At 60.4% G+C, this 15,747-nt stretch carries 17 protein-coding genes and 1 pseudogene; 8 read left to right on the forward strand and 10 right to left on the reverse strand.

The window, feature by feature from the left end:
- Positions 1–330 precede the first annotated feature (330 nt).
- The 4 genes from ACYQ14_RS18975 to ACYQ14_RS18990 all read left to right on the forward strand — a co-directional run bounded on the left by ACYQ14_RS18975 (position 331) and on the right by ACYQ14_RS18990 (position 2,345).
- Positions 331–696, forward strand: coding sequence for a helix-turn-helix domain-containing protein (locus tag ACYQ14_RS18975; RefSeq protein ID WP_459890443.1), 366 nt, complete (start codon positions 331–333; stop codon positions 694–696).
- Positions 696–962, forward strand: coding sequence for a DUF7521 family protein (locus ACYQ14_RS18980; protein ID WP_283838589.1), 267 nt, complete (start codon positions 696–698; stop codon positions 960–962). Before ACYQ14_RS18975 ends, ACYQ14_RS18980 begins: the two co-directional genes overlap by 1 nt.
- A 102-nt stretch (positions 963–1,064) precedes the next feature.
- On the forward strand, positions 1,065–1,763 hold the full coding sequence (locus ACYQ14_RS18985; RefSeq protein ID WP_459890445.1) for an SCO family protein: 699 nt from the start codon (positions 1,065–1,067) through the stop codon (positions 1,761–1,763).
- Complete coding sequence (locus ACYQ14_RS18990) at positions 1,764–2,345, forward strand: TlpA family protein disulfide reductase (protein WP_459890447.1); 582 nt, start codon at positions 1,764–1,766, stop codon at positions 2,343–2,345.
- Positions 2,346–2,614: 269 nt separating this feature from the next.
- On the opposite strand, the gene ACYQ14_RS18995 is transcribed toward ACYQ14_RS18990, so the two are convergent.
- The gene (locus ACYQ14_RS18995; protein WP_459890449.1) at positions 2,615–3,727 is read right to left on the reverse strand and encodes a transposase; all 1,113 of its coding nucleotides are present in this window, start codon (positions 3,725–3,727) and stop codon (positions 2,615–2,617) included.
- Positions 3,728–3,889: 162 nt separating this feature from the next.
- On the opposite strand from ACYQ14_RS18995, the gene ACYQ14_RS19000 reads away from it, so the two are divergent.
- Together ACYQ14_RS19000 and ACYQ14_RS19005 are read left to right on the forward strand one after the other, a co-directional pair.
- A complete protein-coding gene (locus tag ACYQ14_RS19000; protein ID WP_459890451.1) occupies positions 3,890–5,170 on the forward strand; it encodes an RNA-guided endonuclease InsQ/TnpB family protein in 1,281 nt (426 codons plus the stop codon).
- Positions 5,171–5,227: 57 nt separating this feature from the next.
- Positions 5,228–5,806 (forward strand): cytochrome C biogenesis protein, encoded by a 579-nt coding sequence (locus ACYQ14_RS19005; protein WP_459890453.1) that lies wholly within the window; start codon positions 5,228–5,230, stop codon positions 5,804–5,806.
- Between the two features lie 161 nt (positions 5,807–5,967).
- Here ACYQ14_RS19005 and ACYQ14_RS19010 read toward each other — a convergent pair whose 3' ends face one another.
- From ACYQ14_RS19010 to ACYQ14_RS19030, 5 genes are all read right to left on the reverse strand, one after another.
- On the reverse strand, positions 5,968–6,399 hold the full coding sequence (locus ACYQ14_RS19010; RefSeq protein ID WP_459890455.1) for a ZIP family metal transporter: 432 nt from the start codon (positions 6,397–6,399) through the stop codon (positions 5,968–5,970).
- A 27-nt stretch (positions 6,400–6,426) separates the two neighbouring features.
- Positions 6,427–6,714, reverse strand: coding sequence for a ZIP family metal transporter (locus tag ACYQ14_RS19015; protein ID WP_459890457.1), 288 nt, complete (start codon positions 6,712–6,714; stop codon positions 6,427–6,429).
- Between the two features lie 64 nt (positions 6,715–6,778).
- Positions 6,779–8,257 (reverse strand): dihydrolipoyl dehydrogenase, encoded by a 1,479-nt coding sequence (locus tag ACYQ14_RS19020; protein ID WP_459890459.1) that lies wholly within the window; start codon positions 8,255–8,257, stop codon positions 6,779–6,781.
- Positions 8,258–8,492: 235 nt separating this feature from the next.
- Entirely contained in the window at positions 8,493–9,047 is a 555-nt protein-coding gene (locus ACYQ14_RS19025) for a class I SAM-dependent methyltransferase (RefSeq protein WP_459890461.1), read from the reverse strand.
- 138 nt (positions 9,048–9,185) lie between these two features.
- On the reverse strand, positions 9,186–11,210 hold the full coding sequence (locus ACYQ14_RS19030; RefSeq protein ID WP_459890463.1) for a heavy metal translocating P-type ATPase: 2,025 nt from the start codon (positions 11,208–11,210) through the stop codon (positions 9,186–9,188).
- 159 nt (positions 11,211–11,369) lie between these two features.
- Here ACYQ14_RS19030 and ACYQ14_RS19035 point away from each other — a divergent pair.
- Positions 11,370–11,746 (forward strand): annotated as a pseudogene (locus ACYQ14_RS19035) (thioredoxin family protein).
- A 27-nt stretch (positions 11,747–11,773) separates the two neighbouring features.
- Here ACYQ14_RS19035 and ACYQ14_RS19040 read toward each other — a convergent pair.
- Genes ACYQ14_RS19040 through ACYQ14_RS19055 form a run of 4 tightly spaced genes read right to left on the reverse strand, consistent with a single transcriptional unit; the run spans position 11,774 to position 15,256 of the window.
- On the reverse strand, positions 11,774–12,943 hold the full coding sequence (locus ACYQ14_RS19040) for an inorganic phosphate transporter (RefSeq protein ID WP_459890464.1): 1,170 nt from the start codon (positions 12,941–12,943) through the stop codon (positions 11,774–11,776).
- Positions 12,944–12,967: 24 nt separating this feature from the next.
- Entirely contained in the window at positions 12,968–13,429 is a 462-nt protein-coding gene (locus ACYQ14_RS19045) for a YeeE/YedE family protein (RefSeq protein WP_459890466.1), read from the reverse strand.
- A 55-nt stretch (positions 13,430–13,484) separates the two neighbouring features.
- Positions 13,485–14,042 carry a YeeE/YedE family protein gene (locus ACYQ14_RS19050; protein WP_459890468.1) on the reverse strand — a complete coding sequence of 186 codons (558 nt, stop codon included), beginning with the start codon at positions 14,040–14,042 and terminating at the stop codon, positions 13,485–13,487.
- Between the two features lie 20 nt (positions 14,043–14,062).
- Complete coding sequence (locus tag ACYQ14_RS19055; RefSeq protein ID WP_459890470.1) at positions 14,063–15,256, reverse strand: MBL fold metallo-hydrolase; 1,194 nt, start codon at positions 15,254–15,256, stop codon at positions 14,063–14,065.
- A 245-nt stretch (positions 15,257–15,501) separates the two neighbouring features.
- Here ACYQ14_RS19055 and ACYQ14_RS19060 point away from each other — a divergent pair, with 245 nt between their 5' ends.
- Entirely contained in the window at positions 15,502–15,747 is a 246-nt protein-coding gene (locus tag ACYQ14_RS19060; protein WP_459890472.1) for a sulfurtransferase TusA family protein, read from the forward strand.

Consider the following 15,747-nt stretch of genomic DNA (forward strand, 5'->3'; position numbering starts at 1 on the left):
AAAACAACGCCACCCAACTGACGAAAAGGCCCGCGATGACGATAATGAAGTCGGCCAGACACGTACCGACGATAACACAGTATCCGATCCCGAACGTCAGGAGTACTAACGAGAGACGAACAAGAGGTGACATCGCCGTTCGACCGTCGGATCCATAACTCGATGTATTCCGACCCCTCCCAAATAACCATGTCAGCAGTTCGTTGATTGTCACAGGACTCGATACGAGGACTAGCGAAACGCCGGGAGTATACGCTGACGCAAGTATAAGACGCTCTCGGTGATTTGCTGAACCAGCAAACCGTGGCCTATTTGAGCGTGATTAATAGAATGTATTGCGTGCAACACGGAGGCACCGCAGACTCGGTTGATATATTCCAAATTCTTGCGGACGAGTACGCACGGAAGATTCTTCTTGCAGCCGATCGACCGAAGACTGCGAAAACGCTCAGCGAGGAGTGCGATGCCTCATTGACGACGATCTATCGACGAGTCTCGACGTTGCAGGAACACGATCTCGTCGAGGAGCACCACACCGTCGACTCGGACGGCTCTCACCGAAGCGAGTTCGAAACATCACTCGAGGAACTTCACGTCGAGATCAGCGACGGCCAACTCTCGTTGACGATCGAAACGCGCGACGAACTCGCGGACAATTTCACGTCGCTGTGGAGCGATCTCCGGGGTGGTGACTAGTGGAAGTGTCGTTTCTGATGGCCAAGCTAATTACGCTCGTCTTGAGCCTCGTGGTTGCGTACCTCGCGTATCACGGCTACCGGCGAAGCGGACAGACGCCCATGCTGTACGTTTCCGGCGGATTCGTTTTCATTGGCGTCGGCGCAATCTGTGAGGGGCTCATCTATCAGGTATTCGGAACGACGATCGCGTCCGCAGCACTCGTACAGGGGATCATAGTCTCGAGCGGCATGGTTCTCGTACTGCTATCGCTTTGGAAACAGTAATACGAGTTTCGCCGGAGATAATTTTATCCTCTCGACACACCAATTTTTCCGAGCCAGGGAATCGTCGGATAGCGTTTATCAGCCGAATCGAAATACCGAGCTATGAATCGGCGTACATGCCTCCGATCGATCGTCGCCTCGAGTCTCGTCGCCACTGCAGGCTGTCTCGAGTCGCTGTCGTCCGGTGATGACGAGTCGAATCGAGCACACGCGGATGGCGTCATACTTGGGTCACCAGAACAGGATTTGAGCGAGGCGTCGCATCCGAGCTACGGTGAGGGGTTTCCAGCGGTCGAGTTTCCGGATCCGCTGACGGGTGAGACCGTCTCAACCGAGCAGTTCGTCGGCGAGCGTACTACGCTGATGACGTTCTTTTATACGTCGTGTCCGGACGGAGCGTGTCCCGCGCTTCTCTTGCGGTTACGGCGAGCCCAGGAGGTTGCGGCCAAAGAAGGGGACGACGCTGCATTCCTCGCGATGACATTCGACCCCGAACGCGACACCGAAGCCGAGTTGCGAGCGTACGCTGACCAACAAGGGGCCGATCTCGATACCGGTAACTGGCACTTCTTGCGTCCGAACCGATACGAGGATGCAAAAGCGAGCCTCACTGAACAGTTCGGACTGCCACTCGAGAAACGGGACGCCGACGAGTACGAGAATCTCGAGTATATGTTTCCCCACTACAACTACATCTTCCTCGTCAACGAGCAGGGACGCATCGAGCGTGTGTATCCGGACGGAGCGACCGTCGACCCGTCGCAGGTGGTCGACGACTTCGAAACGGTGGTGACGGCGTAGATGCGACGGCGAGACGTCCTCGCTGGTCTCGCCAGTGTCGGGGTCGTCGGTGGTGGGGGCGTACTGGCGGTCCGTGGGGTACCTTCGTTCGAAACCGAGAGCGACGACCCGGAAGCGACGGATGGAGCGGGGACGACGGCTCCCGATCCGATCACGATAGAAACGGTCGAGGCGCCTGGCAGCGAGGCTGGCGAGGTTCGGATTCCGGCGACCGAGCGGGTGACGTTCGTCGATTTCTTCGGGACGTGGTGTCCGCCGTGTATCGAGCAGATGCCCGCACTGGCCGAGGCGAACGATCGCATTGGATCGGACGTGCTGTTTCTCGCGGTCACGAACGAGGCGGTCGGCTCGTCCGTCACCGAGGACGAACTGGTCGACTGGTGGGACGAACACGACGGTGACTGGCTGCTCGGCCTCGACCCGGCTGCCGAACTGACCGCGCGGTATCTCGCGGGCGGCTACCCCTCCGCCGTCGCGATCGATACGGACGGACGCGTTCAGTGGTCCGACTCCGGTGTCAAAACCGCAGACAAACTCGTCGCAGGGATCGAACGAGCGCTCGAGGCGGAGGCAGCGACGTAACCGATGCTCGACGCCGCGTTCCTCTCGGCGATCGGATTCGGACTTACGGTGATTCGAGGAGAAAGCCTCGCCCTTCACAGTCGTCGCCGAACCAAAATATAGAACAGACTGAAACAAATTGCTTCGTCACTTTCCGTGACGGTAGCAATTGGTCCAGAGAGTGGAGGAGCGGTTGAGAGAGCGAAGGAGCGCCGCTCGTCGGCGCTCCGTAGCGTTATCACTCATTGGGTGCTTCCTAACCGATTAGCTCGGTCGTCTGGAGTGGAGTTCTATCCGTAGTCGGTTGGAAGAACAAATTCCCGGAAGATCTTCGTCGAGATCGGTGGCTTCCCTGGAATTGTACCATCTGTGACGAGAACATTCGCTAGAACCCAGAGATTGTACAGTGCAACCGCAAACAGAAAGTAGAACAGTCGCACCGAGAACGTCGGCGACGACGTTCTCGGAAGAAAGTCACCGATCTGCCGGTATGAGGTTTCAATCCCCCATCGGCGGCGGAAAGCTGCCGCGTACGCCCGTGCTGCTTCTGGCTCTATCTCTCGGTTTGTGACAAACCACACGTGTTCGTCCTCTTTCGATCGGTGTGGGACAGCAAAGACTGTTACAGCCACTGACGCAGTCGGCTTTCGCTTTCGTTGCATGAGATAGTCATCGACGACCGTCTCAGCGCCGACGCTGAGACGGTCTTTCATTCCCTTGCTTGGGCGTGCACGAACGACGTAATCGACACCGAGTTGTTCCAGTTCCGCGACAACGTGAACCTGATAGAAGCCACGGTCAAGATAGACGTGTCTAAGCGAGACATACGTCTGAGCAGTCTCTAACAGGGTTCGAACGGCTTCGCGCTTGGCGCGAAAGCCGTTCTCTTTGAGCGGGAGCACCGCAAGCGTAAACCGTGTTCCAGGTGCCACGATACACAGTGTCGCAAAACAATACGTCCGATTTGTTCCCTGATCAGGATACGTGACGAGAACGTGGTCTGTCTCGGCTGAGCCATAGAACCGCCATTCGTGAAGGTCGATCGCAACGTCGACACAGTTCGGTAACAGCCGACGTTTCCGAAGAATCTCGAAGAGATCGTCACGGACGCCATCGAACTGATCGTCGATGGCGTCCGCTTCCAGATTCCGTAGATGGTAGAGGAGCGATTTTGCAAGTGGGTTTCGAGCTGTGGATGTGACGTCAACCGGCTCATCTTGGTTCAACTGGTGTGTTTTTCCGCCTGTGTTGGCGAATTCTTGGTCGAAAGCGATCCGAGAGAGGACTTTCTCGAAGTCCTCTCTCGTGAACCGTCCACACGACTTGATATCAAAATCAAGTTCTGGATAGACAAGGGTTGATGCGGCACCACAGACCTGTTTTGCTTCGGTTGTCTTGACCATAGACAACCTCACCAGCAGTGTCGTGAATTAGGTTCGGCGTCTACTGTGAAGGGCGAGAATGAATCCGGCTCTACCCTACATTAACCACCGTTCAACGGCATGGTAGAATATTCCACGCTAGTAATCCACACTTTCAAGTAGGTTTATCAACATAGGTTATCTATGGCGAAACAGGTCGTCACCCGCACCTACACTGCTTCCATCAGGAATCAGCCACAGGTGCGCGATGACCTTGATTCGCTCGGGTTCGCCGCGTCCAAACTCTGGAACGTCGGACGGTGGACAATCAGTCGTGTCTGGGATGAAATCGGCTACATCCCCGAACACGGTGAGCTCACCGCGTACCTCAAGAGCCACGAACGCTATGATGACCTGCATTCTCAGTCAAGTCAGCGAGTCCTTCAAGAACTCGCTGAGGCGTTCAACGGCTGGTACGGCAAACGACGCAACGGAGACACGCGAGCGAACCCACCAGGCTACCGCAAACACGGCGACGACCACCCACGTTCCACGGTCACGTTCAAGCAGAAAGGCTTCAAACTCGACACCCAGTACAACCGAGTTCGACTCTCCAAAGGCTCGAATCTCAAGGAATACTGGTCGGACTTCATCCTCTGTGAGTACCAGACCCGGCCCGACGTTGACCTTTCCACCGCGGAGAACGTTCAACAGGTGCGGGTTGTCTGGACAGGGAATAGATGGGAACTGCACTTCGTCTGCAACGTTGAGATCGAAGTGTCCGAAGCACCCGGTGAGAAGACGGTGGGTGTTGACCTCGGTATCAACAACTTCGTGGCACTCGCCTACGAAGACGGCCACGCCGAACTGTACCCACTCAACTGTCTGAAACAGGACGACTACTACTTCAGCAAGCGCATCGCTCGGTGTGATGATTCGGACTCCGAGCAGGCTACGCGGTTAAACCAGAAGAAGTCTCGACGGCGTACCCACTACTTCCACACGCTTTCGAAACACATCGTCCAGCGATGTGTTGAGGAGAGAGTCGGAACCATCGTGATTGGCGACCTCTCTGGTATTCGTGAGAACGAGGAGAACGACGAGGCAAAGAACTGGGGCAAACACGGCAACCTCGACCTGCACTCGTGGGCATTCGACCGTTTCATCGACCTGCTCGAATACAAGGCCGAGATGGAAGGTATCACGGTCGAACAGGTGTCTGAGCAGGATACGTCGAAGTCGTGTTCGTGCTGTGGTCGCAAACGTGACGCGAACCGTGTTGAACGTGGATTGTACGTCTGCGATGAGTGCGGGATGACGGCAAACGCTGATGTGAACGGCGCTGAGAACATTCGACAGAAAGTATCTCCGAGTCCCGCCACGGATGGCGGTGATAGGAGTAACGGCTGGTTGGCACAGCCATCGGCGTTCCTGTTTGACAAGGAAACTGGTGCATTCGCACCTCAAGACCAGGCCACGTCGTAAACCACAATATCCCAACGCGGTCGGGAATCTTCGCCCTTCAGGGCGGAGAGGATGTCAATGCCGGGGTACGTCGGGTTCTACGTCAGTCAGACCGACGGTGACGACGCGACGCTCGGTGGCGCGCTCCTCCGCGGTGGGGTCGCCGGCATCGGTGTGATGGGGACGCTTGCTGTCCTCCTGGGAGCGACGTTCTGGCTCGGCCAGTCGACGGTCTCACGACTCACGTTCTTCGAGTCGCTCGTCGGCGGGTTGCTGGTGGGTTTGGGGGTGCTCGTCATTCTGGGGTGGGTACCGTCGCTGTCGATCCCGCTTCCAGAACGCCGCTCGAGCGTGCTCGGGTTCGGAATATTCGGGGCCGGCTACGCGCTCGCTGCAGCCGGGTGTGTCGCCCCCGTGTTTCTCGCCGTGGTCGCCCGCGCGCTGTCATTGTCGGCCGACGCAGCGGCAGTCGTGGTGGTGACGTACGTGGGCAGCGTCGTGATGTTGATGCTCGGGATGACTGTCGCGACCGGGATGGGGCTGGTCGCGAGTGCGGGACGACTCGCGGCGTACGCTGGCCATCTGAAGCGACTCGCCGGCGCCGTGATGATCGTCGCCGGAGTCAGCCAACTCTACCTAGCGCTCGTCGTCTACTGACGACGACCGGTCTAACGGGACACGTCGTATCACGGCCGCGAGCCGATCGGTGGCCCGACGCGTTCCGTCGTTCTGTCGAGCAGTGTGTGGTTGCCTGGACGACGAGGTGCGACGGGCTGGTCGAAAACGCGATGAGCGCCGAACGATGAGCGATGAACAGCTCACATCGCCCGTGCGAACACGATGACCAACGCCAGCGCCACGCCGGCCAGGAGGGCGAGCATCGAGTGTTCCGTCTCGTAGGTCCGTGCCTCCGGGAGCAGGTGGGCTGCAGAGACGTAAATCAGTACCCCGGAGACGAACCCGAGCAGGAGACCAAGCTGACTTTCGCCCAACCGGCTCACCAGGGGATAGGCGACGATGGCACCGATCGGTGTCGTCAACGCCGCGACGAAAAACGCGTACATCGCCGCCTGTCGTTCCGCGACGTCTCCTTTCAACAGGACGAGATACGTGATCGCCCCTTCGGCGAATTCGTGGACGACAAGCCCAGTTCCGGCTAATACCCCGGTCAAAAGCGAGATGTTGAACGTGACGGTGTAGACGACGCCGTCGACCAGCGAGTGGATCCCGATGCCCTCGGCGGCTGTCACCCCGAACGCGAGCGTCTCCTCGCCGGTTCAGCGTTTGATCATTTCGTTGGAGAGGTACATGAACAAGAATCCGAACAGGGCCGTGAATTCGGCGGCAGCGTTGTTCGCGATCGCGTGTGGGAGTGTGTGTATCAGCGGCGTCGTGATGAGGATCCCTGCAGCAAAACACATGAGGGAAGGGAGCGATCGTTCCGCCCACTCCCGGTGGCGAAATATCGCGACGATTCCCGCGCTGTTCACCACTGCGGCGACGATGGCGAACGCGGCAATCCAGTAGAACTCCACTGAAAACGCGATCATCGTCGATCCCTGCATTCTTCGGGTGTGTCAAACGCTCGCGATTGTTCACGATGCGTGGAGACGAGGACTCGAACGGCGCTCAGTCGTGATGGTCGTGCTCGTGACCGTGATGGTCGTGTGCCTCGGGCCCACGACGGACGAACTGTCCCGCAAAGGCCCGATCGACGACCTCCGAGAGCGCGGGATGGACGTGAACCGACTCGCGAATATCCCAGACGGTTCCGGTCCCCGCTTTCATCGCGACGACGACTTCCTCGATGAGATTCGACGCTTCGGGACCGACGATGTGACAGCCGAGAATCGTCCCGTTCGGCTCGATGAGGACTTTCACGAATCCCTCGACCTTCATCGCGCTCCCGCGGGCGGTGTCCTCGTACCGATACGTCCGTGTGGCGTACTCGCGGTCGTGATCGCGGTCGTCCGCCTGCAATTCTTGCTCCGTGGCGCCGACGCCGGCCACCTCCGGCGAGCCGAAGACTGCGAAGGGCATCGCCGTGTAGTCAACCGGTTCGAGGTCGTCGCCGAACAGATTCCGGACGACGATTCCGGCTTCGTGATTCGCGTTGTGTTTCAGCAGGTATTCGCCGACGATATCGCCGAGCGCCCAGACGCCCTCGGCTGTCGTACGGAGATACTCGTCGGTTGCGACGAACCCTCGTTCGTCGGTCTCGACGCCGGTCGCCTCGAGGTTCAGCAGATCTGTGTTTGGCCGCCGACCCGCCGCGATCAACAGCGTGTCGCCGGTGACGGTCGCGTCCTCGTGTTCGGTCAAGTCAGGCCACGCGGCCGGATACGGTCGCGCTTCGACCTCGATCTCGCCGTTGGACTCGGACGCACTGACGGCTTCGTAGCCCGTGTAGACGTCGAACCGGTCGGCGTAACGGTCGGTGAACGCTGTAGCGACCTCCTCGTCCGCCTGCGGCAGGAGGTGCGGGCGACGACCCACGATTGAGACGTCGCTCCCGAACGTGCCGAAAAAGTGCGCGAGTTCGACCGCGATGTAGCCGCCGCCGACGATGATGAGGTCGTCGGGCGGCGCTTCGAGTCCCAGTGCCTCCGTACTGGTGAGATAGTCGACGTCCTCGAGGCCGTCGATCGGCGGAACCGTCGGTCGCGTCCCGGCTGCAATGAGGACCGTCTCGGCGTGGGCGCGCGCACCGACGTCGGGGCCGTCGCCGATCTCGATTGTTCGGTCGTCGACGAATCGCCCTTCGCCCTCGAGGAGCGTGTGCTGGGTCGACGTTCGTAACCCGTGGTGGATCGACTCAGCGCTTTCGGTGACGTCCTCGTTCACCTCGCGGACGATGTCGGCGAAGTTGACGTCGGTTACGTCGGCGTGGATACCGAACTCGTCGGCGCGCTCGACGGTCTTCATCACCTCGGCGTGGTACAGGAGTTTCTTCGAAGGGATACAGCCCCGGTTGAGGCAGGTGCCGCCGAGCGGCCCTTTCTCGACGACGGCGACCGACTGTCCGCGAGCGGCCGCAGCGCTCGCGACGTCCAGTCCCGACCCCGAGCCGATCACAAGAAAATCGAACGTTTCGTCGATCGTTCCCATACGGACCATCGCGACGTCCAGTGCCGTTAAACTCACACGCGCTCGTTCCTAGTCGCTGGCGGGTTTCGTTGCGGCGCACGATCGGGGTCGGGATCGAGATCGTATGCGCCGACTGCGGGAAGCGTCATCGAAATCGTCGTCCCTTGGTCAGACTCTGAGACGGACAGCTGTAGTCAATTATCGCCGATCGAGCGAGTCGAGAAGTCGGTCCACCGCCAGACAGCTCGGCGAGACGTTACCGACGAGCAACGACCGCCAGCGTCTCCAGACGGTCGTGAACGCGCTCGACGGTAAAGCTAGCGTCCTCGAGCTGATCGACGACCTCGTCGACTCTGAACCGTTCGTCCATCGACGGTCCGTCCTCGCCCGTCCCGTCGGCCGACCAATCGACGGTGACGAGACGACCGTCCGGCCGGATCACGCGTGCGAGCTCCGCCATCGTTTCATCCGTGGAGTATTCGTGGTGTGTCATCGTCGAGAAGGCACCGTCCAGCTCGTCATCCTCGAAGGGCAACGAATCGATACCGGCCGTGACCAGTTCGACGTTCGCCGCGAGTTCTTCTTCGCGATGGTACTCGTGCATCTCCTCCTGCAGGTCGACCGCGTACAACGTATCGACGAACGGCGCGATGTCCCGCGAGTAAAAACCCGTTCCCGAGCCCAGATCCGCGACGACGTCCTCGGTCTCCGGCGCGAGCATCTCGACCAGTTCCTCGCGCGAACAGAAACGGTACCGCGACGGGTCCTCGAGTTTATCGGCGCGCTCAACGGGGAACGTGTGAAATCCCATGCATACAATTTTGGGCGTGATACACAAGAGTGTGCGCTTTCGTGTTCGGTCGGCACGTCCCGTTGTACGGACCACTGCCTTCGGTTGAGAAACACGTTCCAGTCGAATTGGACCGGAAACCCAGCCCATAATTTCGTCTCAGTCACCGAATCGGAGTAGACGTAACCCGATTAGACTGACGAGAACGGTCGATCCCTCGTGGCCGATCACCGCGACCGGCAGCGGAATCCCGGCGGTGAGGATCGCGATCACCATGATAGCGATGGCGCCGAACGCGATAGCGAAGTTGATGTACAGCGTGCGTCGTGTCTCCTTGCTGAGTGCAAACGCGTAGGGGAGCCGATCGAGTTTGTCCGACATGAGGACGATGTTGGCCGTCTCGAGCGCTACGTCGGTCCCTGCCCCACCCATGCCGACGCTGATGTCGGCCGTCGCGAGCGCGGGCGCGTCGTTGACGCCGTCGCCGACCATTGCGACAGCCTCGTGGCGCTCCTGTAGTTCCTCGATGTGGTCGACTTTCTCCTCGGGGAGTAACTCCGCGTACACCTCGTCGATGCCAAGTTCCTCGCCAATGTACTGGGCGACCCGCTCGTTGTCGCCCGTCAGCATGACGATCTGTTCGACGCCGCGCTCGCGCAATTTTGAGATCATCTCGGCCGCGTCGGGGCGGATCGTGTCGGTGAAGGCCAGCCAGCCGAGGACGCGCAGGTCATCGGCAGTTTCGCTCACGACGAGGACGCTCGTCTTCCCGTTGTCCTCGAGGTCGCGAACCGCGTCGAGTCCTGTCTCGCGGCCGTCGATCGGCTGATCGCCGAGGACGGTCTCGACGTACCGCGGGTTTCCGATGTGAATCGTCTGGCCGTCGACGGTCGCGTGGACGCCCTTGCCGACGACCGCCTCGAAGTCGTCCGCGTCGGGCACCTCGATCCCCTGCTCTTCGGCAGCCTCGACGGTCGCCTCGGCGAGGTGGTGTTCCGACCGGGCCTGAACGGCCGCTGCGATTGAGAGCAGTCGATCATCGGCTAGCGAGTTGTTCTCGAGGGCACTGTTTGCAAGCAGGTTGCTACTGACCGCACCGCCGTCGGTGGACAGGCCGTTCTTGCGAGCGCGGACGTCGGTCAACCGCGTGTTGCCTTCCGTCAGCGTCCCCGTCTTATCGAACGCGATTGCGTCGACGTTCCCTGCCGTCTCAATGTGTTCGCCACCTTTGAACAGGACCCCTTGTCGGCCGCCGGTTGAGATTGCCGAGAGGACGGCCGCCGGCGTCGAGATGATGACCGCACAGGGAGAAGCGGCGACCATGAGCGTCATCGCGCGGTAGAACGTCGGCTCGAACGAGTGATCCAGCAGCCAGAGCGGGAGCGCGATCGCGATGGCGGTCATCGCGAAGACGCCCAGTACGTAGGGCTGCTCGAAGCGGTCGATAAGCTGCTGGGTCGGTGCTCGTTTCTCCTGTGCCTCCTCGACCATGGTGATGAGCCGAGAGATCGCCGACTCCGTAGCCTCTCGAGTGACTCGCACCTCGAGGCTGCCCGTCTCGTTGATTGTCCCGCTGAAGACCTCGTCGCCGGGTTCTTTCGTCACGGGAACCGACTCACCGGTGAGCGACGACTGGTCGACCGTACTCTCGCCGGACTCAACGACACCGTCGAGTGGTAGTCGTTCGCCAGGGCGAACGACGAACACGTCGCCGACCTCGACGTCCTCGATCGGCGTCGTCGCTTCCGACCCATCGCGAAGAATCTGCGCCGACTCCGGACGCATGTCGACCAGCGATTTGATCGCCGTTCGCGAGCGGCCGATCGCGTACTCCTCGAGGACGCCCGACAGCGAAAACAGGAACAGCAACATCGCCCCCTCGAACGGCGCGCCAATGTAGAGCGCACCGAGTGCGGCGATGATCATCAGCAGATCGATCTCCACTGCCGGTTCCCGAAGGGCTTTGATGCTCTCTTTGAGCCCGTACCAGCCACCGAACACGTACGCAGCTCCGTACGCGCCCCAAACGAACCACGGTGGCGCACCGAACCAGCTTCCGAGGAGTCCACCGACCATCCCGAGAAACGTGAGGATAACGAAGACTGCTTGCCGCCGAGTATCCAGCCGTTCCGTCGGCGCCGGCTGGTCGACGGTGGCCGAAGCGGAATTCGAAGATGACCTCATACGAATCGTTGTACCCTGCCGTGAATAAGCGTTCAGGTCACTTGATGCGTGCGGGAATCAGCATCTCGAACAGTGCGCTGTGAAAGGAGCAGGTCTCGGAGCAACTCCCTCATCGGCATCAACTGTTGATCATACAGTATTGTTCTCTACGTACAACTCATTCCCCCAGAGTGCGTACGCGGACGCGATGACCGATTCACTGGAGGACGAACGAGCACGGTGAAGAATCCCTCGGAACCGATCGTGATCGAGGGAGCAACCCACCTCGATGAGGTCGTCGACGAGCACGACGTCGTCCTCGTCGACTGTTACGCCGACTGGTGTGGGCCCTGTCAGATGCTCGAGCCGACGATCGAGACGCTGGCTGTCGAAACCGATGCCGGTGTCGCGAAAGTGAACGTTGACGCCCACCAGCAACTCGCCCAGCAGCTGGTGTCCCGACATTCGTACTCTATGCCGACGGTGACCCGGTCGAGCGACTGATCGGTTCTCAGGACCGATCGACCCTGAAGGGACTAATCGAACAGCACAGCTAGACGCGGTTTTCGTTAGCAAAGGCGAAATTAGAGACTGATCACAGCCATCGCGCCGTAACCGAGCCCGAACGCGAGGACAAATGATCCGATCCAGGCCAGTACGGTAATCCCGAGTTTTCGAGGGCTGATACCACTGGTCCCGCCGACAGCGATTCCGGCTCCGATGACAGCGCTGACGATTATTTCGTTGAACGAGATTGGAACGCCGAGCAGGACCGCCGTCTGGGCGATAAGAAACGACGGGACTAGCGTCGCAATCGAGCGACGCGGTCCCAGCGAGGCGTACTCCTGTGAGACCGCTTTGATCATCCGTGGTGCACCGGTCCAGGAACCGACGAGGATCCCGAGCCCGCCACCGAGCAACACTGCGATCGGTGAAACGATCGAAACGTCGTCGATCAGCGGGAATAGTGGTCCAACGGCGAGACCGACCTGACTTGCACCTGCGGAGAACGCGACGAGCCCCCCGAGAACGAGCAGGAATCGACGCAGCCCGCCCGTCTCGTCCTGTCTGACGTCCCAGTAAACGAGAAGTGCTGCGACCGTCCCGACACCGAACGAAACGACGACCACGCCGATGTCGCCGAGCTGGAGAATCGTAGCGCCGGCTGACGCAAGTGTCCCGCCAACGCTTTTGAGAAGGACGAACTCGAGGTTTGCGACAACTATTCCGACGAGACCGGCCAGCAGCGCAACGCTGATCCGTTCGGGAACGCCCGGTCTGGGAAGCACGCTGGCGATAGCGTACGCGAGTCCGCCCCCGACAAACGGTGTCAGGACCCACATCGCGCCGATTTCGGCGTACTTCCCCCAAGCTGGCTCGCCACCAAGCGCGAACCCGACGCCAATCACAGCGCCAGTGACCGTAAATGCCGTCGCAATCGGATAGCCCGTGGAGATACCGATCGCCATCAACCCCGCTCCGATCAAGAGGACGACGATGACGCTCGTAACTGGCAACGAGATACCAACGACAAGGTCGCCGCCGACGGCTTCGGAAACGCTCGCCCCCTGGGTTACCGCGCCGGCGAAACCGAGGGTTCCGACGAGAAACGCGGCTTTCATCGTCCCGATCGCGTTGGCACCGACTGCGGGAGCAAACGGGGTCGCGCCGCTCGAGCCGGCACCGATGGCCCAGGCCATGAACAAACTCGAGAGCGCGGCGAGGACAAACAGGAGTATCGTTGCGAGTTCCATTGATGCTCGAAACGTGTAACAGCGTCAGTCAGCGCCTGTGGCCGACGTCTCCGACGCGGTACGGTGGCTGCGCCAGTAGCCTTGGATATAGGCGCCGACGAACATGCCGGCCAGTGCCCAGAGGATCGTGACGTTACCGACGCCGAGGCTGGCGTAGGCCGCGCCGGGACAGATCCCCGACAGGCCCCAGCCGACGCCGAAGATCGCGCCGCCGATCAGGACGTTGCGGTCGAACGATTTCAGCCGTCGGCCGTAGGTGTCGCCCGTCAACGGTGCGCGGTCGAATAGTCGGGGCACCAGCGCGAAGGCGATGCCGGAGACGACCGCCGCGCCGCCCATGACGAACAGCAGCCCGAAGTCCTCGAACTGCAAGAAGTTCAGGACGACTTCCGGGCGGGCCATGTGACTGAAGCCGAGCCCGAAGCCGAAGATCAGGCCGCCGACGAAGATCAACGGCATGAACAGCGGGTGTCTTTTCGCGCTCACGGGGCGTCACCTCCCCGTTCGCGTTTCCGAGATTCTCGTCCGAGAATCTCGCTCATTACGGACTCACCCCCAGTGCCATCACGACCTGGGCAGTCCCGACCGCCACGATCAGGAACGTGATCACGCCCACGATCGACGTTTTCGAGGCCGATCCAACGCCACAGACGCCGTGGCCGGAGGTACACCCCTTGCCGATCCGGGTGCCGATCCCGACGAGGATGCCGCCGAGGAACAGTCGCCACGGCTGGACCTCGGTGAGCCAGAGCGTGATCCCGCCGACCTCGTACAACTCGCCGGTTGTCCCGGGCTCGTAAAGGCCACTCGAGACCAGTCCCGACTGGAAGGTCAGGGCGTAGACGGCTGCGCCCGCGATGATCCCAAGCGTGAAGACAACCCGCCAATCACGCGAACTAACGTACTGCTGGAACCGCGGCTGGTCCGAAACGTACGACAGCGTCGACTCGAGAAACGTGCTCGCGCCGGCCGGAATGCCGGTGCCAAGGTAAATAACGACGGCACCAAGACCGACGAGCAGTCCCCCAACGGCGTACCGGCTGATGCCAACAGGGAACAGCGTTTCGTACAGCGCGGGTGCGAAGAGTTCAGTTACCATTCGACGTGGTGTGGGTTGAGTTAGTCACCTGCCAGCGACTCCTGGCTGGCGGCGCAGTTGTTCGGACCGAGCTCGAGTTCGAATGCCCCCTCGTCGTCGACCTCCTGTTGGCCGAGGTTCGTCGGGATGATGTCCTCGTAGTTGGCTGGACGGGGCGGCATGTCCGAGAGGATCAGTTCCACGAACTCGTCTTCCTCCATCGTGAGGGCGTCCATTTCGTCCTCGAGCTGGCCGATCGGTGCAGTGTAGGTGCCGTCCTCGGCGGGTTCGGCGGCGGCGCTGAAGTGAGCGCCGCCGATCAGCGTCTGGTCGGGCAGGGTCAGCACGCGCTCCTGGAGTGACTCGTAGAGCTGCGAGGCCGCCTCGAGCGCGCCGTCATCACCCTCTTCGAGGTCGGGGCGGGCGACGCTCTCGACGAAGAGGCCGTCACCCGTCGCAAGCAACTCGTCGTCGATCAGATACGAGGTCATACCGGAGGTGTGGCCGGGCGTGTAGATCGTCTCGATCGTTGCGTCACCGATCTGGAACTCGTCGCCGTCCTCGGCAAGGACCATCTCGTTGGCGTAGGTGACGCCGCGGTCGACGGATGCTTCGGGGATGACGCCCTTGACGCCCTCTTCAACGAGGGTGCGGACGCCCGAAATGTGATCCGCGTGGATGTGCGTGTCGATGGCGTATTTCAGGTCGACGCCCAGTTCTGCGGCGTCCTCGAAATAGCGGTCCGTGAACGCACGCAGCGGGTCGATCACGGCCGCCTCGTTGCCATCGACGACGAAGTAGCCGAGACAACCGCTCGAGGGGCGCTGGTACTGGTAGAGCGCTCCGGTGCCGTCGTAGCGTTCGACCTCGACGCGCTCGTAGATGCGGGCCCAGCCGTTCATCCCGTCCTCGAGGTGGTTCACGTTGTAGCCGCGTTCTTTGAGCGAGCCAGCGACGAACTCGCTGGCACCGCCTTTCGCACAGAGAACCGTAACTTCCCTATCGTCCGGGATCTGTGCAAGAACGTCCTCATCGAGATCCTCGTCGAGGAACTCGAAGTACGGAACGTTGATTGAGTCGACGTTCTCACCGTCGATGCGCCACTCCTCGTAATCCGACTCCATCCGCGCATCGAGCAGTGTGACGTTCTCTCCTCCGTCGATACGTCCTTTCAACTCGGCTGGCGTCACCGATTCGATCTCGACGTCCGCCGTTGGAAAGTCCATGTCGTTCATGTTGTACACTGCTCAGTACCGGCCACGATCCCTTAAGCGTTTGCATAGTTGTCCCCAAATTCCACAATATAGTGTGCAAAGTGAATCAGATAATAACCCTATAAACGCGCGTTCAGAGCTCTACAGGCATATATGCGCCGGACCTGCAAACAGAGGATGTTCGTATACAGTGCAATAATCGATATCCTTTTATGGCAGTGGTTGATATTGTATGGTAGCTCCAATACAGAGCACAGAGATCGACTATGAGTTCAAAATACGAGACCACGGAGACGCTCGACGTGAAAGGACAGTCCTGCCCGATGCCTATCGTCAAGACCAAGCAGGCGATCGACGACCTCGACGCCGGGGACGTGCTGGAAGTCGTGGCGACTGATTCAGGCAGCATGAGCGACATTCAGGGTTGGGCGGATGGTACCGACGGGGTTGAGCTCCTCGACCAGGTCGAGGACGGCGACCGCTACACCCACTACGTCAAGAAAACGGAGTAA

The sequence above is a fragment of the Halostagnicola bangensis genome (assembly GCF_054653435.1).

Bases quoted from the DNA above. Each gene is read 5' to 3' on its own strand.
- ACYQ14_RS18975 (WP_459890443.1), top strand. From the start codon at position 331: ATGTATTGCGTGCAACACGGAGGCACCGCAGACTCGGTTGATATATTC.
- ACYQ14_RS18985 (WP_459890445.1), top strand. From the start codon at position 1,065: ATGAATCGGCGTACATGCCTCCGATCGATCGTCGCCTCGAGTCTCGTC.
- ACYQ14_RS18990 (WP_459890447.1), top strand. From the start codon at position 1,764: ATGCGACGGCGAGACGTCCTCGCTGGTCTCGCCAGTGTCGGGGTCGTC.
- ACYQ14_RS18995 (WP_459890449.1), bottom strand. From the start codon at position 3,727: ATGGTCAAGACAACCGAAGCAAAACAGGTCTGTGGTGCCGCATCAACC.
- ACYQ14_RS19000 (WP_459890451.1), top strand. From the start codon at position 3,890: ATGGCGAAACAGGTCGTCACCCGCACCTACACTGCTTCCATCAGGAAT.
- ACYQ14_RS19005 (WP_459890453.1), top strand. From the start codon at position 5,228: ATGCCGGGGTACGTCGGGTTCTACGTCAGTCAGACCGACGGTGACGAC.
- ACYQ14_RS19015 (WP_459890457.1), bottom strand. From the start codon at position 6,714: ATGCAGGGATCGACGATGATCGCGTTTTCAGTGGAGTTCTACTGGATT.
- ACYQ14_RS19020 (WP_459890459.1), bottom strand. From the start codon at position 8,257: ATGGGAACGATCGACGAAACGTTCGATTTTCTTGTGATCGGCTCGGGG.
- ACYQ14_RS19025 (WP_459890461.1), bottom strand. From the start codon at position 9,047: ATGGGATTTCACACGTTCCCCGTTGAGCGCGCCGATAAACTCGAGGAC.
- ACYQ14_RS19030 (WP_459890463.1), bottom strand. From the start codon at position 11,210: ATGAGGTCATCTTCGAATTCCGCTTCGGCCACCGTCGACCAGCCGGCG.
- ACYQ14_RS19040 (WP_459890464.1), bottom strand. From the start codon at position 12,943: ATGGAACTCGCAACGATACTCCTGTTTGTCCTCGCCGCGCTCTCGAGT.
- ACYQ14_RS19050 (WP_459890468.1), bottom strand. From the start codon at position 14,042: ATGGTAACTGAACTCTTCGCACCCGCGCTGTACGAAACGCTGTTCCCT.
- ACYQ14_RS19055 (WP_459890470.1), bottom strand. From the start codon at position 15,256: ATGAACGACATGGACTTTCCAACGGCGGACGTCGAGATCGAATCGGTG.
- ACYQ14_RS19060 (WP_459890472.1), top strand. From the start codon at position 15,502: ATGAGTTCAAAATACGAGACCACGGAGACGCTCGACGTGAAAGGACAG.